Origin of the sequence: Dactylosporangium sp. NPDC051485 (assembly GCF_040682015.1) — a bacterium.
Lineage (GTDB): Bacteria > Actinomycetota > Actinomycetes > Mycobacteriales > Micromonosporaceae > Dactylosporangium.
Window position 1 is genome coordinate 1 of record NZ_JBFAZW010000078.1, and the last position, 22,003, is coordinate 22,003.

General features: G+C 71.8%; 16 protein-coding genes and 1 pseudogene. 9 read left to right on the forward strand and 8 right to left on the reverse strand.

All coding sequences use genetic code 11. The features are described 5' to 3' along the window. The 5 genes from AB0M46_RS35025 to AB0M46_RS35045 all read right to left on the reverse strand — a co-directional run. The coding region (locus AB0M46_RS35025; protein ID WP_363343237.1) for an Hsp70 family protein at positions 1-1,491 on the reverse strand (1,491 nt) is incomplete at its 3' end. 41 nt (positions 1,492-1,532) lie between these two features. Continuing rightward, complete coding sequence (locus AB0M46_RS35030) at positions 1,533-2,411, reverse strand: amino acid ABC transporter permease (RefSeq protein ID WP_363343239.1); 879 nt, start codon at positions 2,409-2,411, stop codon at positions 1,533-1,535. After that, positions 2,408-3,064, reverse strand: a complete 657-nt coding sequence (locus AB0M46_RS35035; protein WP_363343241.1) for an amino acid ABC transporter permease — start codon at positions 3,062-3,064, stop codon at positions 2,408-2,410. The genes AB0M46_RS35030 and AB0M46_RS35035 overlap by 4 nt, the downstream gene beginning before the upstream one ends. 91 nt (positions 3,065-3,155) lie before the next feature. After that, positions 3,156-4,124 carry a glutamate ABC transporter substrate-binding protein gene (locus tag AB0M46_RS35040; protein ID WP_363343243.1) on the reverse strand — a complete coding sequence of 323 codons (969 nt, stop codon included), beginning with the start codon at positions 4,122-4,124 and terminating at the stop codon, positions 3,156-3,158. 117 nt (positions 4,125-4,241) lie between these two features. Next, positions 4,242-4,985 (reverse strand): amino acid ABC transporter ATP-binding protein, encoded by a 744-nt coding sequence (locus tag AB0M46_RS35045; RefSeq protein WP_363343245.1) that lies wholly within the window; start codon positions 4,983-4,985, stop codon positions 4,242-4,244. A 251-nt stretch (positions 4,986-5,236) separates the two neighbouring features. On the opposite strand from AB0M46_RS35045, the gene miaB reads away from it, so the two are divergent. Further along, positions 5,237-6,700, forward strand: coding sequence for a tRNA (N6-isopentenyl adenosine(37)-C2)-methylthiotransferase MiaB (miaB, locus tag AB0M46_RS35050; protein ID WP_363343247.1), 1,464 nt, complete (start codon positions 5,237-5,239; stop codon positions 6,698-6,700). A 356-nt stretch (positions 6,701-7,056) separates the two neighbouring features. Here miaB and AB0M46_RS35055 read toward each other — a convergent pair whose 3' ends face one another. Beyond that, positions 7,057-8,265, reverse strand: coding sequence for a DUF349 domain-containing protein (locus AB0M46_RS35055; RefSeq protein WP_363343249.1), 1,209 nt, complete (start codon positions 8,263-8,265; stop codon positions 7,057-7,059). Positions 8,266-8,461: 196 nt separating this feature from the next. Between AB0M46_RS35055 and AB0M46_RS35060 the strand changes: the two genes are divergently transcribed. The 3 genes from AB0M46_RS35060 to dapF are packed head-to-tail and all read left to right on the forward strand — an operon-like array spanning position 8,462 to position 10,926. Beyond that, the gene (locus AB0M46_RS35060) at positions 8,462-9,154 is read left to right on the forward strand and encodes a class III extradiol dioxygenase subunit B-like domain-containing protein (RefSeq protein WP_363343251.1); all 693 of its coding nucleotides are present in this window, start codon (positions 8,462-8,464) and stop codon (positions 9,152-9,154) included. Positions 9,155-9,164: 10 nt separating this feature from the next. Further along, positions 9,165-10,067 carry a tRNA (adenosine(37)-N6)-dimethylallyltransferase MiaA gene (gene miaA, locus AB0M46_RS35065; protein WP_363343253.1) on the forward strand — a complete coding sequence of 301 codons (903 nt, stop codon included), beginning with the start codon at positions 9,165-9,167 and terminating at the stop codon, positions 10,065-10,067. A gap of 4 nt (positions 10,068-10,071) precedes the next feature. Next, on the forward strand, positions 10,072-10,926 hold the full coding sequence (gene dapF / locus AB0M46_RS35070; RefSeq protein ID WP_363343255.1) for a diaminopimelate epimerase: 855 nt from the start codon (positions 10,072-10,074) through the stop codon (positions 10,924-10,926). Here dapF and AB0M46_RS35075 read toward each other — a convergent pair. After that, positions 10,917-12,362, reverse strand: a complete 1,446-nt coding sequence (locus AB0M46_RS35075) for an NAD-dependent malic enzyme (RefSeq protein WP_363343257.1) — start codon at positions 12,360-12,362, stop codon at positions 10,917-10,919. The two genes, dapF and AB0M46_RS35075, sit on opposite strands and share 10 nt — an antisense overlap. 84 nt (positions 12,363-12,446) lie before the next feature. On the opposite strand from AB0M46_RS35075, the gene hflX reads away from it, so the two are divergent. Further along, positions 12,447-13,895, forward strand: a complete 1,449-nt coding sequence (hflX, locus tag AB0M46_RS35080; protein ID WP_363343259.1) for a GTPase HflX — start codon at positions 12,447-12,449, stop codon at positions 13,893-13,895. An 87-nt stretch (positions 13,896-13,982) separates the two neighbouring features. Further along, entirely contained in the window at positions 13,983-15,743 is a 1,761-nt protein-coding gene (locus AB0M46_RS35085; RefSeq protein ID WP_363343261.1) for a hypothetical protein, read from the forward strand. A 785-nt stretch (positions 15,744-16,528) separates the two neighbouring features. Here the strand turns inward: AB0M46_RS35085 and lexA are convergent. Next, positions 16,529-17,209 carry a transcriptional repressor LexA gene (gene lexA / locus AB0M46_RS35090; RefSeq protein ID WP_363343329.1) on the reverse strand — a complete coding sequence of 227 codons (681 nt, stop codon included), beginning with the start codon at positions 17,207-17,209 and terminating at the stop codon, positions 16,529-16,531. A gap of 441 nt (positions 17,210-17,650) precedes the next feature. Between lexA and AB0M46_RS35095 the strand changes: the two genes are divergently transcribed. The 3 genes and pseudogenes from AB0M46_RS35095 to AB0M46_RS35105 all read left to right on the forward strand — a co-directional run bounded on the left by AB0M46_RS35095 (position 17,651) and on the right by AB0M46_RS35105 (position 21,968). After that, positions 17,651-17,950, forward strand: coding sequence for a LysM peptidoglycan-binding domain-containing protein (locus AB0M46_RS35095; protein ID WP_363343263.1), 300 nt, complete (start codon positions 17,651-17,653; stop codon positions 17,948-17,950). Positions 17,951-18,230: 280 nt separating this feature from the next. Then, positions 18,231-18,653, forward strand: a pseudogene (gene nrdR, locus AB0M46_RS35100) (transcriptional regulator NrdR); the annotation flags it as partial. Positions 18,654-19,109: 456 nt separating this feature from the next. Next, positions 19,110-21,968: a vitamin B12-dependent ribonucleotide reductase gene (locus AB0M46_RS35105; protein ID WP_363343265.1), complete on the forward strand. Its 2,859-nt coding sequence runs from the start codon at positions 19,110-19,112 to the stop codon at positions 21,966-21,968. Positions 21,969-22,003 lie beyond the last annotated feature (35 nt).

Genomic DNA, 22,003 nt, shown 5'->3' on the forward strand with positions numbered 1-22,003 from the left:
ATGCTGCGGGTAGCCGTCGGGCTGGGCCACGGGCTGCGGCGGCCGGGCCACGGGCGGCGCGACGACGGGCTGCGCCGGCCGGGCCACGGGCTGGGCGACCGGCTGCATCGGCTGGGCGACCGGCGGCCGCTGCTGCGGCGGGTACCCGGCGGGCCGCTGCGCGGGCGGCGGCGTCACCGGACCGGCCCCGTAGGGCGAGGCCGGCTGCGACGGCACCGCCGGCATCGAGCCGGTCTGCAGCAGCGGCGGCAGGTGCGGCGACTCCTCCGGCATCGTGAACGCCGGCGAGACCGGCTGCCCAGAGACCGGCGCGGCCGAGACGGGCGCGTTGCCCGCCGAGCCGCCCGACGTCGGTGCGCCCGAGATCGGCGACGGGGGACCGCCGGCCGCCCCGGCCACCGCGGCGCGCCCGGTCGGCGGGGCCAGGTGCAGGGCGCCCTCGGCGACGACCAGTTCGGGCTGCTCGATCGCGGTCGGGGCCAGCCCCATGGCCCGGTGCAGCAGCGTGGCCGCGAGCGGGATCCGGCTCGACCCGCCGACCAGGAACAGGGCCGACACCTTGTGCTCGCCCAGCGCCGACGCGGTCACCGCGATCTGCGTCGCCGTGACCGTGCGGTCGAGGATCGGGCGGGCCAGCTGCTCCAGCTGCTCGCGGCCGATCGGCACGCTCTCGTCGAAGAGGGGCACGTGGACGTATGTGGTGGCGGCCCGGCTCAGCATCTCTTTGGCCAGCCGGGCGTCCTCCCAGAGCTGCCAGGCGGCCCGCCGGTCGGCCTCGGTCTCCGGGTTGGTGAGCCGCTGCCAGGAGTCGCCCTCGCGGCCGATGAAGTGCCGGCCCAGGTAGGCGACCACGGCCGCGTCGACGTCCAGGCCGCCGGCGTCGGGGAGGCCCTCGCTGGCCAGCACGTCGAAGCCGCCGCCGGCGTTGCGGCGCACCACGCTCGCGTCGAAGGTGCCGGCGCCGAAGTCGTAGACGACCGCGATGCCGCCGACGGGCACGTGGGTGCCGACGGTGGAGACGAAGTACGAGGCCGCGGCGACCGGCTCGGAGGACAGCAGCGGCGCCGCGAGCCCCGCGGCGACGGCCGCCTGGGTGAGCGTCTGGCGCCGCTGGGGCGGCCAGGCCGCCGGATGGGTGATCATCACGTTGGCCGGCTTGGCCCCGGCGACCCGCTCGGCCTCGAGCGCCACCCGGCGCAGCACGCTCGTCACGAGCTCGCCGACGGGCACGTCCCGCTCGCCGAGCCAGACGACGCCCTCCTCGATCCGGCGCTTCGGGTAGGGCTCGAACCGGTGCGGCTGCAGCCGCGCGGAGTGGACCGCGTCCCGGCCGGTCAGGATGCTGCCGTCGGCGTTGACGTACACCGCCGACGGCAGCAGGGGAGATCCGTCGAAGAGCAGGGGCTTGGTTCGCCCGTCCGGCCACCGCAGGACGGCGACCGTGTTCGAGGTGCCGAAATCGATGCCCAGCCTGAAGCCCGTGTCCGCCACTCGCGCAGCGTACGCATCGGCCGCAAGCTTGCCAATCGGCCTCAGGCGTTCGGTGCGCTGCCGGTCCCGGCGCCCGTTTCCAGAACCGGCACGGTGTCCACCGTGGTCTTGCGCCTGCGGCCGCGGGTCAGCCGCTTCTGCAGCCAGAAGGCGAGCCAGGACAGCAGGCCGCACGTCGTGATGTAGATCGCCGCGACGACGAGGTAGCTCGGGACGTACGGCAGGCCGAAGGGCAGCCGGCCGCCGATCTGCTTGCCGACGTACAGCAGCTCCGGCAGCTGGATGATGAAGCCCAGCGCCGTGTCCTTGAGCAGCACCACGAGCTGGCTGACGATGGCCGGCAGCATGGCCCGGACCGCCTGCGGCAGCAGGATCAACGACATCACCTGGGTCTTGCGCATGCCCAGCGCGTACGCCGCCTCGGACTGGCCCCTGGCCACCGCGAGGATGCCGGCCCGGAAGATCTCGGCCAGCACCGCGCCGTTGTAGATCGTGAGGCCGATCACCAGCGGCCAGAACGGCCCGACCTTGTAGCCCAGCTGGATCGGCCCGTAGTAGGCGAAGAAGATCAGCACGAGCAGCGGGATGGCCCGGAACAGCTCCACGAGGAACGAGGCCGGGGCCCGGAAGTAGGCGTGGTCGCTCAGGCGGGCCGCGGCCAGCAGCGTGCCGAGCACCAGCGCCAGGACCGCCGCGGTGCCGGCCGCGCGCAGCGTGGTGAGGTAGCCGTCGACCAGTTGCTGCTGGATGGCGGCATACTCGAACTGCTGCCACTTGATGGAGTCGAACTGGCCGGTGTCGTTGAAGCGCATGACGATGTACGCCAGCAGCGCCACGATCCCGATAATGCTCACGCCGCCGAGGAGCCGGTTGCGCAGCCGCGCCTTCGGCCCGGGCAGGTCGTACAGGACGTTGCTCATCGCGCGACCCCCCAGCGTCGCTCCAGCATCCGCTGCGTGACGACCAGCGGCGCCACCAGGATCAGGAACCCGATCGTGACCCACAGCAGCACGTAGATCTGGTTCTCGCCGCGCTCGGACAGGTACGCCTGGATCGCGCCCGCCTCGGCCACCGAGAAGCCGGCCGCGATCGTGGTGTTCTTCAGCATCGCGTTGAAGACGCTGATCATCGGCGGGACCACCGTGCGGAAGGCCTGCGGCAGCACGACGTTGCCCAGCACCTGGGTGAAGGTCATGCCCAGCGCGCGGGCCGCCTCGGCCTGCCCGACCGGCACCGTGTTGATGCCCGAGCGCAGCGCCTCACAGACGAACGCGCTGGTGTAGGCGGTCAGCGCCACGCAGGCGCTGGGGAAGTAGTCGAGGTTGACGTCGAGCTTCGGCACCGCGAAGACCAGCAGCGCGAAGACCAGCGTCAGCGGGCAGTTGCGCAGCAGCAGCACGTAGCCGGTGCCGAAGCCGCGCAGGGCCGGGACCGGCGAGACGCGCATCGCGGTCAGCAGGGTGCCGAGGACCAATGAGCACACCCCGGCGATCAGGAACAGCTCGATCGTGGCCAGGAAGTGCGACCCGATGACGTCCCAGTTGTCCGTGAGGACGTGAAGAAACTCGTTCATCCGCTGCCCATCTTCATCCGCTGCCCATCGCAAGACGGTTGCTCAATGGAAGGGACGCCGCCCCGGGCGTGGGGCGGCGTCCCGTGTCAGGTCAGTACTTCTCGAGGGCCGGGGCCGTGGCCGCCGAGCCGGACTTGCCCAGCGTGCCGTCGTAGATCTTCTGCCAGGTGCCGTCCTGCTCGGCCTTCTCCAGCGCGGCGTTGACGAAGTCGCGCAGCGCCTTGTCGTCGTGGGCCAGGCCGATGCCGTACTTCTCCGGGTACGGCCTGCCGGTCGCCGGGTCGGTGAACGGGCTGCCGACGACCTTGAGCAGGCTCTGGTTCTGCGCCGCGTAGCCCTTGAGGATCGCGTCGTCGGTGGTGACGGCGTCGACCTTCTTGTCGATCAGCTGGGAGACGCACTCGGAGTAGGTCTTGAACTCCACGATGTTGCCGGCGTCGGTGAGCTTCTGGTCGCGCACCCGCTGGATCGGCGTCGAGCCGGTGGCGGAGCAGACCTTCTTGCCCTGCAGCGAGGACGAGCCGGTGATGGACGTGTCGTCCTTGCGCACCAGCAGGTCCTGCGCGGCGACGAAGTACGGGCCGGCGAACGAGACGTCGGCCTTGCGCTTCTCGGTGATCGAGTAGGTGCCGACGTAGTAGTCGACCTCGCCGCCCTTGATCGCCGTCTCGCGGTTGGCCGAGGCGATCTCCTTGTACTCGATCTTCGCCGGGTCGACGCCGAGCTTCGACGCGATCAGCTGGGCGATCTCGATGTCGAAGCCGCAGCGCTTGCCCGAGGCGTCCTTGTAGCCCAGGTTCGGCTGGTCGAACTTGACGCCGATGACGACCTTGCCGGCCGACTTGATCTTCTCGAACGTCGGGCTGCCGGCGATCGCGACGCCGCTGGCCGGCGCGAACGAGGTGCCCGACGAGGTGCACGCGTCGCTGGCCGCCTGCGGCGCGGCGCCCGAGCCCGCGGGGGTCTCCGGGGTCGGGGTGCCCTCCTTGCCGCAAGCGGCGAGGCCGAGCGAAAGCGTGGCGACGGCGGCCGTCATGGCCACAATCCGCGTGATACGCATGGTGTGCGGTGCTCCTTCCATAACCTCATGGCCGTCCGGTGTGGGGCCGGCGGCCGGGCTGGCGCACCGGGGCCGATGCGCCTGATTCAGGTACCGAGGTGTGCGAAAAGTCCGATTTCAGTGGGTCAGGATCTTCGACAGGAAGTCCTTGGCCCGCTCCGAGCGCGGGCTGGCGAAGAACTCGGCCGGCGAGGCCTCCTCGACGAGCTGGCCGTCCGCCATGAACACGACCCGGTTGGCCGCGTGCCGGGCGAAGCCCATCTCGTGGGTGACGACGACCATCGTCATGCCCTCGCCCGCCAGGGTGGTCATCACGTCGAGCACCTCGCCGACCATCTCCGGGTCGAGCGCGCTCGTGGGCTCGTCGAAGAGCATCGCCTTGGGCTGCATGGCCAGGGCGCGCGCGATCGCCGCGCGCTGCTGCTGGCCGCCGGACATCTGCGCCGGATACTTGTCCGCCTGCTTGGCGATGCCGACCCGCTCCAGCAGGCCCATCGCCCGCTCGCGGACGGCCGCGGGCTTCTCCTTGCGTACCTTGACCGGGCCGAGCATCACGTTCTCGAGGACGGTCTTGTGCGCGAACAGGTTGAACGACTGGAACACCATGCCGACCTCGCTGCGCAGGCGCGCCAGCGGCCGGCCCTCCTCGGGCAGCCGCACGCCGTCGAACACGATCTCGCCCTGGCTGATCGGCTCGAGCCGGTTGATGGCCCGGCAGAGCGTCGACTTGCCGGAGCCGGACGGCCCGATCACCACGACGACCTCGCCCCGCCCGATCGACAGGTTGATGTCGCGCAACACGTGCAGCTCGCCGAACCACTTGTTCACGCCGCTGAGCACGATCAATGGCTGGTCCGTCATCTTCCGCCCCACTACATAGACGATGCCCGTCTCCCTCTCCGGTGCGAACGACGTTAGCGAGGCAAAGGGTCATGATCTGCCGCGTAGTGGTCACGGGCCGATAACGACGGACGTTTTGCCCCGACCTGTGGCCGACCGGCCGGGTTCGATCGCGCCGGGCAGCCACGTGCATTGGGCAACGTGGCCGCATCAGGCTGCCGGGGCTCGTGGATACGGCCGGTGAGCACGTGGGGGGCTAGTATTTCCGTGCCATGACTGAGACCCGTACGTTTCGCGTGATCACCTACGGCTGCCAGATGAACGCTCACGACTCCGAGCGCATCTCCGGGCTGCTGGAGGAGGCCGGCTACGTGCCGGCGGCCGGCGACGGCGAGCCCGACGTCGTCGTGTTCAACACGTGCGCGGTGCGGGAGAACGCCGACAACCGGCTGTACGGCAACCTCGGCCACCTGCGTCCCACGAAGCTCGCCCACCCGGGCATGCAGATCGCCGTCGGCGGCTGCCTGGCCCAGAAGGATCGCGGCGACATCGTGAAGAAGGCCCCCTGGGTGGACGTGGTCTTCGGCACCCACAACATCGGCTCGCTGCCGGTGCTGCTGGAGCGGGCCCGGCACAACGCCGCCGCCGAGGTGGAGATCCTCGAGTCGCTCGAGGTGTTCCCGTCCACGCTGCCGACCCGCCGCGAGTCGACCTACGCCGGCTGGGTGTCGATCTCCGTCGGCTGCAACAACACGTGCACGTTCTGCATCGTGCCGGCCCTGCGCGGCAAGGAGAAGGACCGCCGGCCGGGCGACATCCTGGCCGAGGTGCGCGCCCTGGCCGCCGAGGGCGTGCTCGAGGTGACCCTGCTGGGCCAGAACGTGAACTCCTACGGCGTCGAGTTCGGCGACCGCTACGCCTTCGGCAAGCTCCTGCGCGCGTGCGGCGACGTCGAGGGCCTGGAGCGGGTGCGCTTCACCAGCCCGCACCCGAAGGACTTCACCGACGACGTGATCGCCGCGATGGCCGAGACCCCGAACGTCTGCCACTCGCTGCACATGCCACTGCAGTCGGGCTCCGACACGGTCCTGCGCGCGATGCGCCGGTCGTACCGGTCGGAGAAGTACCTCGGGATCATCGACAAGGTGCGCGCCGCGATGCCGGACGCCGCCATCACCACCGACATCATCGTCGGCTTCCCGGGCGAGACGGACGCCGACTTCGAGCAGACCCTCGAGGTGGTCCGCGCGGCCCGCTACTCCAGCGCCTTCACGTTCCAGTACTCCAAGCGCCCCGGCACGCCGGCGGCCACGATGGAGTCGCAGATCCCGAAGGCGGTCGTGCAGGAGCGCTACGACCGGCTGATCGCCACCCTCGAGGACATCTCGTGGGCGGAGAACAAGAACCTGGTCGGCTCGACGCTCGAGGTGCTGGTCGCCGTGGGTGAGGGACGCAAGGACGGGTCCACCGGGCGGCTCTCGGGCCGGGCCCGGGACGGCCGGCTGGTGCACTTCGCGGCCGACCCCGCCGCCGGCATCCGGCCGGGCGACATCGTGCACACGACCGTCACGTACGCGGCGCCGCACCACCTCAACGCCGACGGCCCGCTCGTCTCGCACCGCCGCACGCGGGCCGGCGACGCCTGGGAATCGGGCCAGGTGACCCGCACCCCGGGCGTGAAGCTGGGCATGCCGACGATCGGCACCCCGCCCGCGCAGCCCGCCTCCCACTGCTGACACGGGCTGCCGCCGAGCTCGCCCGTTCCGGCAGATCGACGCCTCGGCAGTCGGGCCGAAGCGGCGCGGAACCCGGCTGACTGAAACCCGAGACGGTGGGCTCAGTCCCGATGGGTGCCGCCTCCGTCGCTGTCGCGTCCCGGATTCCCGGCGTGTTCAGTCGGCGTGGACGTGGGAGGACCGAGAAGCGACCGGTGAACCGGCCGAGGGCCGCGATGCAGGTCTTGAGGGGGTTCGGGTGGAGCGGAGCTCCCCCGGCATTTGGGTAGAAAAGCGTTGACCACTACACGCAGGCGGCGTGTAGTGGTCAACTTTTCTATGTCGGACGGGTCAGGGCCCGCCACTGGAGAAGTCCGTCAGCTGGTGTGCTCCGCCATCGCCAGGAACTTGCGCTTCGACTCCAGGGCCTTCTCGGCCTCCTTGATGCGGCGCTGGTCGCCGGCGGCCTGGGCGCTGGCCAGCTGCTGCTCGGCGCGGGCCACCTGCTCGCGCATCTGGGCCAGCAGCGGGCTGGCCTCCGGCGGGGTGCGCCGCCAGGCGGCGTCCATGGCCGCCTTGACCTTGTCCTCGACGGTGCGGAGCCGGCGGTCCAGGCCCGCCTGGGCCTCGCGCGGGACGCGCCCGACGTCGTGCCAGGTGCCCTGGATCTCGCGGAGCCGGTTCTGGGCGCCCTTCGGGTCGGCGTCGATGTCGAGGGCCTCGGCCTGGGCGAGGAGCTCCTGCTTGCGCTCCAGGTTGCCCTTGAACTCGGCGTCGCGCGCCGAGAACACCTCGCTGCGCCGCTTGAAGAAGGCGTCCTGAGCGCCCCGGAAGCGCTCCCAGAGCTTCTGCTCGGTGTCCTTCGCGGCGCGCGGGGCGGCCTTCCACTCGGTCATGAGCTCCTTGAGCCGGGCGGCGGTCGCGTTCCACTCGGTGGACTCGGACAGCTGCTCGGCCTCGACGACGAGCTCCTCCTTGCGGCCCTGCGCCTGCTTGCGGTTGGAGTCGAGGGTGGCGAAGTGGGCGCCCCGGCGGCGGGTGAAGGCGTCACGCGCGGCGGCGTAGCGCTTCCACAGCTCGCTCTCGGCCTTCTTCTCGACGCCGTGGATCGACTTCCACTCGTCGAGGATCTCCTTGAGCCGGTCGCCGGCCGTCTTCCAGCCGGTCGCCTCGGCCGCGATGACCTCGGCCTCCTCGACCAGGGCGGTCTTGCGGGCGAGCGACTCGGCGCGGGCCGCGTCGCGGGCGGCCCGGGCGGCGCCGGCCTTCTCCTCGGCGACCAGGACAAGCTTGTCGAGGCGGGCGGAGAGCCCGTCGATGTCGCCGACCACGTGCGCCTCGTCGAGGCCGCTGCGCAGGCGCCGGATGGTGGACAGTGACTGGCCGGCATCTGCGGCGCCGCTGCCGAGACGGGCCTCGATCAGGTCGACCTCGGTCACCAGGTCGGCATACCGGCGGGCGAAATGGGCCAGGCCTTCCTCGGGCGTGCCCGCCTGCCATGACCCGATGGGGCGCTCACCTGCGGCCGTCTTCACGAAGACATTGCCGTCGGCGTCGATCCGTCCAAACTCCGTAGGGTCGCTCATCAGCCCATCCTCGCTCCCGGCGCCCGTAGGATCGGGTATCCCACCGTCACGCCGCCATCGCACAGCAAAGTTCCCCAGGGCATTCTCACAGGTGTGCCCCGGGGCCGGTCGAGTGCCTGCGGCCGAACCGTGACCATTCCGGTGCCATTCACGGGTCGAACGACCGCGCAGAGACCGTCCCCGATAACGTTAGGTCGTGTCACTCGTCGTCGCCGCGGTCTGTCCACATCCACCACTACTCGTGCCGGAGGTGGCCGCCGGGGCGGCGAGCGAGCTGGACGACCTGAGGGCTGCCTGCCGCGCCGCGGTGGCGCACCTGGCGAATGCCTCGGTCGACTCGCTCATCGTTGTCGGTTCCGATACGAGAACGGTACGCCGTGTCGCGCCGTTCGGGGGAACCCTGTCCCCGTGGGGCATCGATCTGCCGGTGGGTGATCCCTCGGGGGAGCAGCTCCCGCTGAGCCTGCTCATCGGGGCGTGGCTCGCCCCGGGGGCCGGAAACTTCCAGAGCGTGGCCGCCGACGCGACCCCGCGGCAGTGTGCCGAGCTGGGCCGGGAGCTGGCCGGCGAGGCCGATCGGGTCGCCCTGCTGGTGCTCGGCGACGGGTCTGCGTGCCGTACCGAGAAGGCTCCCGGCTTCTTCGACGAGCGCGCCGAAGGCTTCGACGCCGCCGTCGCGTCCGCCCTGGCCGGGGCCGACGCGGACGCGCTGGCCGCGCTCGACCCCGCGACGGCGGCGCAGCTGTGGGCCGCGGGCCGGGCGCCGTGGCAGGTGCTGGCCGGGGCGGCCGACCGCCAGATGGCCGGTGAGCTGCTGTACGACGCGGCCCCGTACGGTGTCGGCTACTTCGTCGCCACATGGAGTGAACGGTTGGCTACCACCGAATGAGCATCGCCGCATGAACCGTGTCATCGCGATCGTCGGGCCCACCGCGGCGGGCAAGTCGGCCCTGAGCCTGCGGCTGGCCGAGGAGCTCGGCGGGGAGGTCGTCAACGCCGATTCCATGCAGCTGTACCGCGGGATGGACATCGGCACCGCGAAGCTCACCCCGGCCGAGCGCCGCGGCGTGCCCCACCACGTCCTGGACATCTGGGACGTCACCGAGCCGGCCAGCGTGGCCGTCTACCAGGGGCTGGCCCGCGAGGCCATCGACGACATCGCCGCCCGCGGCCGGGTGCCGCTGCTCGTGGGCGGCTCCGGCCTGTACGTGCGGGCCGTCCTGGAGGACTTCGACTTCCCGGGCACCGACCCGGACCTGCGCGCGGAGCTGGAGCGGGAGCTGGCCGAGGCCGGGCCGGCGCCGCTGTACGCCCGGCTGCTGGCGGCCGACCCGGTCGCGGCCGGGCGCATCCTGCCCAGCAACGGGCGGCGGATCGTGCGCGCCCTGGAGGTCAACGCGCTGACCGGCACCGCGTTCACGGCCCAGCTGCCGCCGCCGCGGCCGGTGTACGACGCGCTGCAGCTCGGCGTCGACGTGGACACGGCCGTCCTCGACGAGCGGATCGCGGCCCGGGTCGACGCGATGTGGGCGGCGGGCCTCGTCGAGGAGGTGCGCGTGCTGGCCGGCCACGGGCTGCGGGACGGTCGCACGGCCGGCGGCGCGCTGGGGTACCGCCAGATCCTGAACCATCTCGACGGGCTGTGTTCCGACGAGGAGGCCCGGGCCGAGACCGTGCGCGCCACCCGGCGGTTCGTGCGCCGGCAGCGCTCCTGGTTCCGCCGGGACGGGCGGATCGTCTGGCTCGACGGCGCGGCGGCGGACATCACCGAGGCGGCGCTGCGGGCCGTGCGGCAAGATTGACGCCATGCGCTTCGCGAAAGGCCACGGCACGGGCAACGACTTCGTCATCCTGCCCGACCCGGACGGCACCCTGCCGCTGACCCCGGCCCTCGTCGCCGCCCTGTGCGACCGGCGCCGCGGCATCGGCGCCGACGGCGTGCTGCGCGTGGTGCGCAGCGCGGCCCACCCGGAGGCCGAGGCGTCCGCGGCCGGCGCCGAGTGGTTCATGGACTACTGGAACGCCGACGGCTCGCAGTCGGAGATGTGCGGCAACGGGGTGCGGGTCTACGCGCGGTACCTCGCCGAGGCCGGCCTGGTCGACCCCGAGGGCTCGTTCGACCTGGTCACCCGCGCGGGGGTGGTGCCGGTCACCATGGGCGAGGAGATCTCGGCCGGGATGCCGGTGCCGCGGGTCTACGTGCAGAGCGAGGCGGCCTCGTTCGGCGCGAGCTTCATCGGCACGGCGGTGGACGTGGGCAACCCGCACCTGGTCTGCGCGGTCGACGAGCCGACCCTGGAGGGGCTCGACCTGACCCGCGCGCCGTCGATCGACCCGCTGATCTTCCCGGCCGGGGTGAACGTCGAGTTCGCCGCGGCAGGCCCGGCCCCGACCGGCTCCGACCTGTATCGGCGGATGCGCGTGTACGAGCGCGGCTCCGGCGAGACCCAGTCGTGCGGCTCCGGCGCCTGCGCGGTGGCCGCGGTCGCCCTGCACCATGCGGGCCTGGACAGCGGCGTGGTCGTGATCGACCTGCCCGGCGGCCGGCTGACCGTGACGTCGACGCCGACCGAGTGCCTGCTGCGGGGGCCTGCGGTCGTCGTCGCGCATGGCGACGTCGACGCGCAGGCCATCCGCCAGCTGGCGCCGACCTACTCCTGAGCCTCCCCGGCGCTGCCGTCGGGGGTCGAGTCGAGCTGCGGTCCCTTCGCCGCGGCCCGCACGGCGGCGGCGACGGCCGGGGCCACCCGCGCGTCGAACACGCTCGGCACGATCACCGTCGGGTTGAGCTTGTCCTCGCCGACGGTGTCGGCGATCGCCCGCGCCGCGGCCAGGGCCATCGCGTCGGTGAACTCGCGGGCCTGGGCGTCGAGCATGCCGCGGAACACGCCCGGGAACGCGAGCACGTTGTTGATCTGGTTCGGCTGGTCGGAGCGGCCGGTGGCGACGATCGCGGCGTGCTCGCGGGCCTCCCGCGGGTCGACCTCCGGGTCGGGGTTGGCCAGGGCGAACACGATCGAGTTGGGCGCCATCGTGGCGATGTCGGCGCCGGTGAGCAGGTTGGGTGCGCTCACCCCGATGAAGACGTCGGCGCCGGCCAGGGCGCCGCGCAGGTCGCCGCGGTAGTCGCCCTTGTTGGTGTTCTCGACCAGCCACTGCCAGCTGCCCGACAGCCCGGTCATGCCCCGATGCAGGGCGCCCGGCCGGTCGGTGGCGATGACGTCGCCGACGCCCTGGCGCAGCAGCAGTTTCATGATCGCGGTGCCGGCCGCGCCCGCCCCGCTGACCACGACCTTCACCTTGCTGATCGGCTTGCCGACCACCCGCAGGGCGTTGGTGAGGGCGGCCAGCACGCAGATCGCGGTGCCGTGCTGGTCGTCGTGGAACACCGGGATGTCCAGCTGCTCGCGCAGCCGCTCCTCGATCTCGAAGCAGCGCGGGGCGGCGATGTCCTCGAGGTTGATCCCGCCGTAGGCCGGGGCGATCGCCTTGACGATCGCGATGATCTCCTCGGTGTTCTGGGTGTCGAGCACGACCGGCCAGGCGTCCACCCCGCCGAAGCGTTTGAACAGGGCGGCCTTGCCCTCCATGACGGGCATGGCGGCGTACGGCCCGATGTTGCCCAGCCCGAGCACGGCGGAGCCGTCGGTGACCACGGCGACGGTGTTGCGCTTGATCGTGAGCCGGCGGGCGTCGTCGGGGTTCTCGGCGATGGCCAGGCAGACCCGGGCCACGCCCGGGGTGTAGGCGCGGGACAGCTCGTCGCGGTTGCGCAGGGCGACCTTCGGCGCGACCTCGATCTTGCCGCCGAGATGGAGCAGGAAGGTGCGGTCCGACACTTTGCGCACGTCGACCCCGTCGAGCTTCTCCAAGCAGGCCACGACCTGCTCGGCGTGCGCGGAGTCGGCGGTGTCGCAGGTGAGGTCGACCACGACGTTGAGGTTGTCGGAGTCGACGACGTCGACCGCGGTGACGATCCCGCCGGCTTCGCCGACGGCAGTGGTGAGGCGGCCGATCGCGGAGGCATCGGCGATGACGGAGACACGGATGGTGAGGGAGAACCCGGCGCTGGGTAGTCTGTGTGTGGCAGGTGTCACCAGCCCATTCTCACCCTCCGCGTCGCCCCGGCCTGGCGCCGGGGTGTGGATATCAAGTGCCGTCGCGCCCTCGAGGTGTCAGGATTGACGGGTTATCCGCACACGGAGGAGATCATCTTGCGCGCACAGACGACCTATTCCGCAGACGAGTTCGACGCGGACGAGGTCTTCGACGACGGAGATCTCGCCCTCCAGGAGCGTCATGCCCTGCGCCGCGTCGCCGGGCTGTCCACCGAACTCGCCGACGTCACCGAGGTCGAGTACCGCCAGCTGCGCCTCGAGCGCGTCGTGCTGGTCGGGGTCTGGACCGAAGGCACCGTCACCGACGCCGAGAACTCGCTGACCGAGCTGGCGGCGCTCGCCGAGACGGCCGGCAGCCAGGTGCTCGACGGCCTCATCCAGCGCCGCGGCCGGCCCGACCCGTCCACCTTCATCGGCCGGGGCAAGGTCGACGAGCTGCGCGCCGTGGTGCACAGCAGCGGCGCCGACACCGTCATCTGCGACGGCGAGCTCTCCCCGTCGCAGCTGCGCACGCTGGAGTCGCAGGTCAACGTCAAGGTCATCGACCGCACGGCGCTGATCCTGGACATCTTCGCCCAGCACGCCAAGAGCAAGGAGGGCAAGGCCCAGGTCGAGCTGGCGCAGCTGCAGTACTTCCTGCCGCGCCTGCGAGGCTGGGGTGAGGCGCTCAGCCGCCAGGCCGGTGGCTCGGCCAGCGGCAACGGCGGCGTGGGCCTGCGTGGCCCCGGTGAGACCAAGCTGGAGATCGACCGGCGGCGCATCCGCACCCGGATCGCGCGGCTCAAGCGGGAGATCGCCGCCATGGCCACCATCCGCGACACCAAGCGGGCCACGCGGCGGCGCAACCGGGTGCCGGCCGTGGCGATCGCCGGCTACACCAACGCCGGCAAGTCCAGCCTGCTCAACCGGCTGACCGGTGCGGGCGTGCTGGTGGAGGATGCGCTGTTCGCCACCCTGGACACCACCACGCGGCGGGCCCGGGCGGCCGACGGGCGGGTCTACACGCTGTCGGACACCGTCGGGTTCGTCCGTCACCTGCCCCACCAGCTCATCGAGGCCTTCCGGTCGACCTTGGAGGAAGTTGCCGAGGCAGATCTGGTACTGCACGTCGTCGACGGTTCGCACGCGGACCCCGAGGCCCAGGTCCGGGCCGTCCGCGAGGTGCTCGCCGAGGTCGGCGCCGACGCCGTGCCGGAGCTGCTCGTCATCAACAAGGTCGACGCGGCCGACGAGGAGACGCAGCTGCGGCTCAAGCGGCTGTGGCCGGACGCGGTCTTCGCCTCCGCCCGCACCGGGGCCGGCCTGGACGACGTCCGGGACGCGGTCGAGCGCAAGCTGCCGTGGCCGCCGCTGGAGCTGACGGCGGTGGTGCCGTACGAGCGCGGCGACCTGGTGGCCCGCGTGCACTCGATCGGCGAGGTGCTCGAGACCTCGCACCTGGCCGAGGGCACCCGCCTGCGGGCCCGCGTCACGGAGGGCCTCGCGGCTGAGCTCGCGCCCTTCGTCGTCTGACTACGCAGCGTTGCGCTGCCCGATCACCGCGAGTGACAGCCGGACCGGGCACCCCCAATCCCGGTCCGGCTCTGCCAGACTTGCGGGATGCGACTCCGGGTGGTGCTCAGTGCGGCTGCGGTGATCTGCGCATCGGCGAGTGTGTCGGCCCCAGCCGCGGCACACGCGCCGTCGGCCGGAGCCTCGGCCGCCGCGGGCACTACGGTGTGCACCCCGAACGGTAAGGAAGTCAACGAGATCTCGGGCCTGGTAGCCATCGAAGGCGGCTACTACGCGATCCAGGACAGTCAGACGGCGCCGGCCAAGCCCCGGATCTTCCAGCTCGACGCCTCCTGCAAGCTCGTCAAGACCATCGACTACCCGACCCGGGCGATTGACCCCGAAGACGCCGCGATGGACAAGAACGGGACGCTGTATATCGCCGACATCGGCGACAACGACGCGGCCAGCGGCGGCTCCGACACCCCACGCGCGAAGGTGGCCATCTGGACCTTGGCGCCGGGCGCGAAGTCGCCCACGATCAGCCGGATGGCGTATCCGGACGGCCTGAAGCACGACGCCGAGGCCCTCCTCATCAACGGCGACGGCCTGCCGGTCATCATCACGAAGTCCCCGCCGAGCGAGGTGTACATCCCCGAGAGCCCGCTCGTGCCCGACAACGTGGTGAAGCTCAAGAAGGTCGGCACCTTCACCGCCCAGGAGACCAAGACCCCCAACCCGCTGGGCATGCTCGGCTGGAAGCTGGTGACCGGCGCCGCGGGGTCCCCGGACGGCTCGAAGGTCGTGGTCCGCACCTACTCCGACGCCTACGAGTTCGACGTCGCGGGCGGCGACGTGGTGAAGGCCATCACGACGGGCAAGCCGCGCATCACCCCGCTGCCGAACGAGGCGCAGGGCGAGGCCATCACCTACACGCTGGACGGCAAGTTCTTCATCACCGCCTCCGACCAGGAGTCCTCGAAGAAGACGCCGTCTCTGCTCAAGTACACGCCGTCGACCGCCGCGGCGGGCGGCACCGGCGACACCACGAAGCCGGACGAGGCCAAGAAGCCCGACAAGTCCTTCCTGAAGTCCCTGAGCCTGCAGGACATCACCTACGCGGTCGGCGCCATCGGCGTGATCGGCCTGGGCCTGGTCGTCGCGGGCGTGATCGGCATCCGCCGCTCCCGGGCGGCCCGCCGCGCCGCGGGCCTGACCGGCGGCTCGGGACGCCCCGACGCCGACGACCTCGCCGCGGTGGGCCCGCCCGGCAGCGTCTACGGCGGCGGCCCGGATCGCGGCGACAACGTGTACGGCGGCGGCCCGGATCGCAGCGACAACGTGTACGGCGGCGGCAACGCCTACGGCGGCCAGGGCCGCGACGACCGGGGCGGGCCGGGCGGCGGCAACGTCTACGGCGGTGGCGGCTCGGACCGCGGCGGCCCGGGTGGCGGCAACGTCTATGGCGGCGGCCCGGACCGCGGCGATGTTTACGGCGGCGGCCAGGATCGCGGCGACGCCTACGGCGGCCGCGGGGGTCCGGATCGCGGCGACAACGTGTACGGCGGCGGCAACGTCTACGGCGCCGGCGGCGGTGGCGGGGACCGCGGCGGCCGGGGTGGCGCCGGCGGTGGCGGCGGGGACCGCGGCGGCCGAGGCGGCCCCAGTGGCCCCGGCGGTGGCGGTGGCGGCGTCTACGGCGGTGGCGGCGGTGGCGACCGCGGCGGCTACGGCCCGTCGTCCGGCTACGACCAGGAGTCCCCGAGGGGCTTCTCCCAAGGCCCACCCCCGCCCGCGTACGGTCAACGCGGCGGTTACGGCCCGGGGGACCAGGACGGCTACGACCGCGGCTACGCCCCGCACCGCTGACCCGGCCCGCCTCACCACCGCGTCGGGCGGAGCTTCACGGCCGCGCCTACGCCCCGGCGCCGCTGACCGGCCCGCCTCGGCGCCGCGCCGAGCGGCGTGTTTGCGCCGCGGCCGTGCCTTTGCGCCGCTGATCGGATCGGGTCGGGCGCGGCCGTGGCTGGGCTCTCGCATCGCTGATCGGGTCGGGCGCGATGCTGCGCCCGGTGGAGTGTGACGGTCGCGGCTGCGCTCTTACGTCGCGTCGCTGATCGGGGTCGGGCGCGGGGCTGCGCCGGGTGGAGTGTCGCGGTTGCGCTCTCGCGTCGCGGATCGGGCCCGCTCAGCGCGGTGGCGGATGGGGCGCTGCGGCGCGGTTAGGCCCTCGCGCTCGTGATCGGGTCGGCTCGACGCTGCGGCGGTTGGGTGGCCACGGTTGCGGTTGCGCTCTCGAGTCGCTGATCGGGCGTCTCGGCGCTGTGGTGGATAGGGGCGCGGCGGTGTCCTGGCGTCCGGTGCTGGTTGGTGCGGTGCGGCTGGCCGGTGCGATCAAGGACGGTGGGATGCGGCTGGCCTGCGGGCGTGTCCGCGTGCCGATCCGCCCCAGTGCCGACCGGCTGCCCCTGACCCGCCGGGCGTCGTCCTGCACGGTTCGTGACCGGTCTCGGGGACGTCGGAGGGCGCGGGGCTGCCGGTCCGGCGGGCGTGATCCCCGCAGGTGGCGCGGCGGGGCGAACGGCTGCCGGGAAGCGCCGCGGGGTTGGCGGGTGGAGGCCGGGGGGCGTAGGTGGGCCCCCCGGGCGGGAGGGTCAGATGCGGCGTACCACCGTGACCACGCGGCCCAGGATGGTGGCGTGGTCGCCCGGGATGGGGTCGAAGGCGGCGTTCTGGGGCATCAGCCAGACGTGGCCGTCGCGGTTGCGGTAGGTCTTCACCGTGGCCTCGCCCTCCAGCATGGCGGCGACGATCTCGCCGTTGTTGGCGTTGGGCTGCTGGCGCACGACGACCCAGTCGCCGTCGCAGATGGCGGCGTCGAGCATCGAGTCGCCCTTGACCTGGAGCATGAAGAGGGTGCCCTCGCCGACGAGCTCGCGGGGGAGGGGGAAGACGTCCTCGACGGCCTGCTCGGCGAGGATGGGGCCGCCGGCGGCGATGCGGCCGAGGACCGGGACGTAGGCGGGGGCCGGGCGGGCGGCGCGGGCGGCTTCCTCGTCGACGGAGACGAGCTCGCTCGGGGGGCGGACGTCCACGGCGCGCGGGCGGTTGGGGTCGCGGCGCAGGTAGCCCTTGCGCTCGAGCTCCTTGAGCTGGTAGGCGACGCTGGACGGGGAGACCAGGCCGACGGCCTCGCCGATCTCGCGGACGCTCGGCGGGTAGCCGTTGCGCTCCACGGCGGCGCGGATGAACTCCAGGATGCGGCGCTGGCGGACGGTCAGGTCGGCGGCGAAGAGGTCGGGGAAGGCGCTGACCACCGCGGTGACGGCGCGCATCTCCGGCTCGCCGCCGCGGCGGCGGGTGGCGCGCCTCGCGCCGGCGCGGGCACCGATGGCGGTGACCTCGGCGCCGGGGGCCGCGTCGAGCTCGGCGGGCTCGCTGGCGGGTGCGTCGGTGCGGTCGTCGGCTGACACGTCGTCCTCCCTCGTGTTGGCAGGTGCGGGCTGGCGCCGCGCCTGCGACGGGCCGTGGGGTGGTCCGTCACCCGGGCTTCCCGCGGGTGCGGGGGAGCCGGTTGTCGCATGGGTCCGGTGATCCCGATCAAGCGCCTTGATCGTGTGTGGATCACCGTATCGCCGAGGTACCACAGTTTCAAACATCTGTACTACGTGGCGCGCCGATTTTTCGGTGTGTCTTCTCGACATCGGGCTTCCGGCTCTGATAAACCCATCGTACGGTTGTTCTATAGAACGCATGTACGTACGAAAGGAGCCGACATGGGACGACGGGCGCCGATCCGGCTCACGCGGCGTGGGCGGGTCGTCCTGTTCTGCTTCCTGCTCGCCCTCGCCGGCGGCGCGGTCGCCCTGATCTCCGCGCCGGGGCAGGCGGCCGACCCGCCGGGGCCGGCGCCGACGGTCATCGTGCAGCCGGGGGACACGCTCTGGCGCATCGCGACCGAGCACAAGGGCTCGCGCGGGCGGGACGCGACGGTGGAGGACATCCGGCGTCTCAACCACCTGGACGGCTACAGTGTCGACGCCGGACAGCGGCTGGTCCTGCCGCGCACCCGCTGAGCTGCGCGGATTTCCCGGCGGTGGCGTCCAGCGGGCTGAGATGCGCGACACAAACGTGTCGGGATCCGCGTTTGACTTGCGTCGGCGTAGGCGTCGGCATAGCGTCTACCCCTAGATGTAGTAGTTACAGGGGTGTAAGTCGTCCACAGGTTGTGGAAATGGCAGGCACCTCTCACCGAACGTAGTCATTGGGGCGGGGCTCGCGGCATGGAGCACCGTCGAGACTGGCGTGCCCTTTTATCCGGATTTTTCCGGCGTACCATGAGAGAGGTCCATCGACATGCGGTGCCCGTACTGCCGGCACGCCGACTCCCGGGTGGTCGACTCGCGGGAGGCCGAGGATGGCCAGATCATCCGGCGGCGGCGGTCCTGCCCCGAGTGCGGGCGGCGGTTCACCACCGTCGAGGAGGCGGTGCTCGCCGTGGTCAAGCGCAGCGGGGTGACCGAGCCGTTCAGCCGGTCGAAGATCATCGCTGGGGTGCGCAAGGCCTGCCAGGGGCGGCCGGTCGACGAGGACGCCATCGCGCTGCTGGCGCAGAAGGTCGAGGAGACGGTCCGCGCGCGGGGCGCCGCCGAGCTGCCGAGCCACGAGGTGGGGCTGGCCATCCTGACGCCGCTGCGCGACCTGGACGAGGTCGCGTATCTGCGATTCGCCAGCGTGTACCGGTCGTTCGACTCGCTCAACGACTTCGAACGCGAGATCGCCGCGCTGCGGGCGGGCCAGGGCCGGCAGCAGGAACAGGGACATCGGCACCATGAGCAGCACGCCCAGGGGGAGGGTCCGCCGGCCCCGGCGGCCCGGACGGGGGCCGAGCCCGGCGACGGGGCGCTCAGCGCCACCGGCGCGGGCCGAGCCGCCACCCGCGCCACGGGCTGAACGCACGGCACGCCGGCGAGCAGGAGCACGGCAAGGATCACCCGCGCGACGGGCAAAAGTCACCCGTGGAGCTCACCCGGCCGGCGACGAGAGTCGCGCCGGGCCTCTCCGTGGGGACGGGGGAGTCCGGCCCGGAGAGCGGACAAAACGGGATAGCGCCCGCCGAAAGCACAGTACCGCCACAAAGCACCGTAACGAACTGCGCCGATCGGCACGCTCATGCGGTACCGATGGCAAACACCACGACGAACGAGGACACACACGCTGATGAGGGGGCCGCGGATGGCGGGGGAGACGAAGACGAAGACGTCGTCGGCACGCAAGGACCTGCGGGAGGGGCTGCGGGTCGAGCGGGTCTGGACGACCGACGGGGTGCACCCGTACGACGAGGTGGCGTGGGAGCGCCGCGACGTCGTCATGACGAACTGGCGGGACGGCTCGATCAACTTCGAGCAGCGGGGGGTCGAGTTCCCGACGACGTGGAGCGTCAACGCCGCGAACATCGTCACCACGAAGTACTTCCGCGGCGCGGTCGGCACCCCGCAGCGCGAGCAGTCGCTGCGCCAGCTGATCGACCGCGTGGTCTCCACCTACACCAAGGCCGGCCAGGAGCACGGCTACTTCGCCACCGACAAGGACGCCGAGATCTTCGGCCACGAGCTGACCTGGATGCTGCTGCACCAGGTGTTCAGCTTCAACTCGCCGGTCTGGTTCAACGTCGGCACGTCCTCGCCGCAGCAGGTCAGCGCCTGCTTCATCCTCGCCGTCGACGACTCGATGGACTCGATCCTCGACTGGTACAAGGAGGAGGGGCTGATCTTCAAGGGCGGCTCCGGCTCCGGCGTGAACCTGTCCCGGATCCGCTCGTCCAAGGAGCTGCTCACCAGCGGCGGCACCGCCAGCGGGCCGGTCTCGTTCATGCGCGGCGCCGACGCGTCGGCCGGCACGATCAAGAGCGGCGGGGCGACCCGGCGCGCGGCCAAGATGGTCATCCTCGACGTGGACCACCCCGACGTGGAGGAGTTCATCGAGACCAAGGCCCGCGAGGAGGACAAGATCCGGGCCCTGCGCGACGCGGGCTTCGACATGGACCTCGGCGGCGCCGACATCGTCAGCGTGCAGTACCAGAACGCCAACAACTCGGTCCGCGTCTCCGCCGAGTTCATGCGCTCGGTCGAGGACGACACCGAGTTCGGGCTGCGGGCCCGGCTCGACGGCAGCGTCGTGTCCACGGTCAAGGGCAAGGAGCTGTTCCACAAGATCGCTCAGGCGGCGTGGGAGTGCGCCGACCCCGGCATCCAGTACGACGACACGATCAACGACTGGCACACCTGCCCGGAGACCGGGCGGATCACCGCGTCGAACCCGTGCAGCGAGTACATGCACCTCGACAACTCCAGCTGCAACCTCGCGTCGCTGAACCTCCTCAAGTACCTCAACGCGGACGGCTCCTTCGCGGTCGAGCGGTTCGTGAAGTCGGTCGAGCTGGTCATCACGTCGATGGACATCTCGATCTCCTTCGCCGACTTCCCGACCGAGAAGATCGGCGAGACCAGCCGCGCGTACCGTCAGCTGGGCATCGGCTACGCCAACCTCGGCGCGCTGCTCATGGCCAGCGGCCTGGCCTACGACTCCGACGGCGGCCGGGCCGTCGCCGCGGCGATCAGCAGCCTCATGACGGGCACCGCCTACCGCCGCTCGGCCGAGCTCGCCGGCGTGGTCGGCGCCTACGACGGCTACGCCCGCAACGCCACCGCGCACACCCGGGTCATGCACAACCACGCCGCGGCCAACGGCGAGATCGCCATCGTCGGCGCCGTCGACGCCGCGATCAAGGAGGCGGCCACCGCGCAGTGGGCGCTGGGCAACGAGATCGGCGCCAAGAACGGCTGGCGCAACTCGCAGGCCAGCGTGCTCGCCCCGACCGGCACCATCGGCCTGATGATGGACTGCGACACCACCGGCGTCGAGCCCGACCTGGCCCTCGTCAAGTTCAAGAAGCTGGTCGGCGGCGGCTCGATGCAGATCGTCAACCAGACCGTGCCGCGCGCCCTGCGCACCCTGGGCTACCAGGAGGAGCAGGTCGAGGCGATCGTCGAGCACATCTCGGCGCACGGCCACGTGGTGGACGCCCCGGGCCTGCGCCCGGAGCACTACAGCGTCTTCGACTGCGCGATGGGCGAGCGGACCATCGCCCCGATGGGCCACGTCCGCATGATGGCGGCGATCCAGCCGTTCATCTCCGGGGCCATCTCCAAGACGGTGAACATGCCGGAGTCGGCCACCGTCGAGGACGTCGAGGAGATCTACTACCAGGGCTGGAAACTCGGCCTCAAGGCCCTCGCGATCTACCGCGACAACTGCAAGGTCGGCCAGCCGCTGTCGGCGGTCTCCTCCTCGAAGGCTTCGGCCGCCGAGGAGAAGGAGGAGCAGCCGGCCGAGGTCGTCGTGAAGACCGAGAAGGTGATCGAGTACCGCCCGGTGCGCAAGCGGCTGCCGAAGAAGCGGCCCAGCTCGACGGTCTCCTTCTCCGTGGCCGGCGCCGAGGGGTACCTGACGGCCTCGTCCTACCCGGACGACGGCCTGGGCGAGGTCTTCCTCAAGATGTCGAAGCAGGGCTCCACCCTGGCCGGCGTGATGGACGCCTTCTCGGTGGCGATCTCGATCGGCCTGCAGTACGGCGTGCCGCTGGAGACCTTCGTCTCGAAGTTCGTGAACATGCGCTTCGAGCCGGCCGGCATGACCGACGACCCGGACATCCGCCTGGCCAGCTCGGTCATGGACTACATCTTCCGCCGCCTGGCGCTGGACTTCCTCGACTTCGACACCCGCTCGGAGCTGGGCATCCTGACCTCGGCGGAGCGCGCGGCCCAGCTGCGCGCCGAGGCCGGCGGCGAGGACGTCGACCTCACCGAGATGCGCCAGTCGGCCCCGGTGGTGAAGCCGGCCGCTGCGGACAAGCCGGCGGCCAAGACCGAGGTGGAGCCCCCGCGGCGGATCGGCTCCTCGACGGAGCTGCTGGAGCTGGTCCAGGGCAAGGCCGCCGACGCGCCGCTGTGCTTCACCTGCGGCACGAAGATGCGCCCGGCCGGCAGCTGCTACGTCTGCGAGGGCTGCGGCTCCACCAGCGGCTGCAGCTGACGCCCCCACCGCCTGACGAGATGCCTCCCACCCAC

Coding starts and splice junctions, on each gene's coding strand:
- AB0M46_RS35030 (WP_363343239.1), bottom strand. CDS start 2,411: ATGAGCAACGTCCTGTACGACCTGCCCGGGCCGAAGGCGCGGCTGCGC.
- AB0M46_RS35035 (WP_363343241.1), bottom strand. CDS start 3,064: ATGAACGAGTTTCTTCACGTCCTCACGGACAACTGGGACGTCATCGGG.
- AB0M46_RS35040 (WP_363343243.1), bottom strand. CDS start 4,124: ATGCGTATCACGCGGATTGTGGCCATGACGGCCGCCGTCGCCACGCTT.
- AB0M46_RS35045 (WP_363343245.1), bottom strand. CDS start 4,985: ATGACGGACCAGCCATTGATCGTGCTCAGCGGCGTGAACAAGTGGTTC.
- miaB (WP_363343247.1), top strand. CDS start 5,237: ATGACTGAGACCCGTACGTTTCGCGTGATCACCTACGGCTGCCAGATG.
- AB0M46_RS35055 (WP_363343249.1), bottom strand. CDS start 8,265: ATGAGCGACCCTACGGAGTTTGGACGGATCGACGCCGACGGCAATGTC.
- miaA (WP_363343253.1), top strand. CDS start 9,165: ATGAACCGTGTCATCGCGATCGTCGGGCCCACCGCGGCGGGCAAGTCG.
- dapF (WP_363343255.1), top strand. CDS start 10,072: ATGCGCTTCGCGAAAGGCCACGGCACGGGCAACGACTTCGTCATCCTG.
- AB0M46_RS35085 (WP_363343261.1), top strand. CDS start 13,983: ATGCGACTCCGGGTGGTGCTCAGTGCGGCTGCGGTGATCTGCGCATCG.
- lexA (WP_363343329.1), bottom strand. CDS start 17,209: ATGCGCGCCGTCACCGCGGTGGTCAGCGCCTTCCCCGACCTCTTCGCC.
- AB0M46_RS35095 (WP_363343263.1), top strand. CDS start 17,651: ATGGGACGACGGGCGCCGATCCGGCTCACGCGGCGTGGGCGGGTCGTC.
- AB0M46_RS35105 (WP_363343265.1), top strand. CDS start 19,110: ATGGCGGGGGAGACGAAGACGAAGACGTCGTCGGCACGCAAGGACCTG.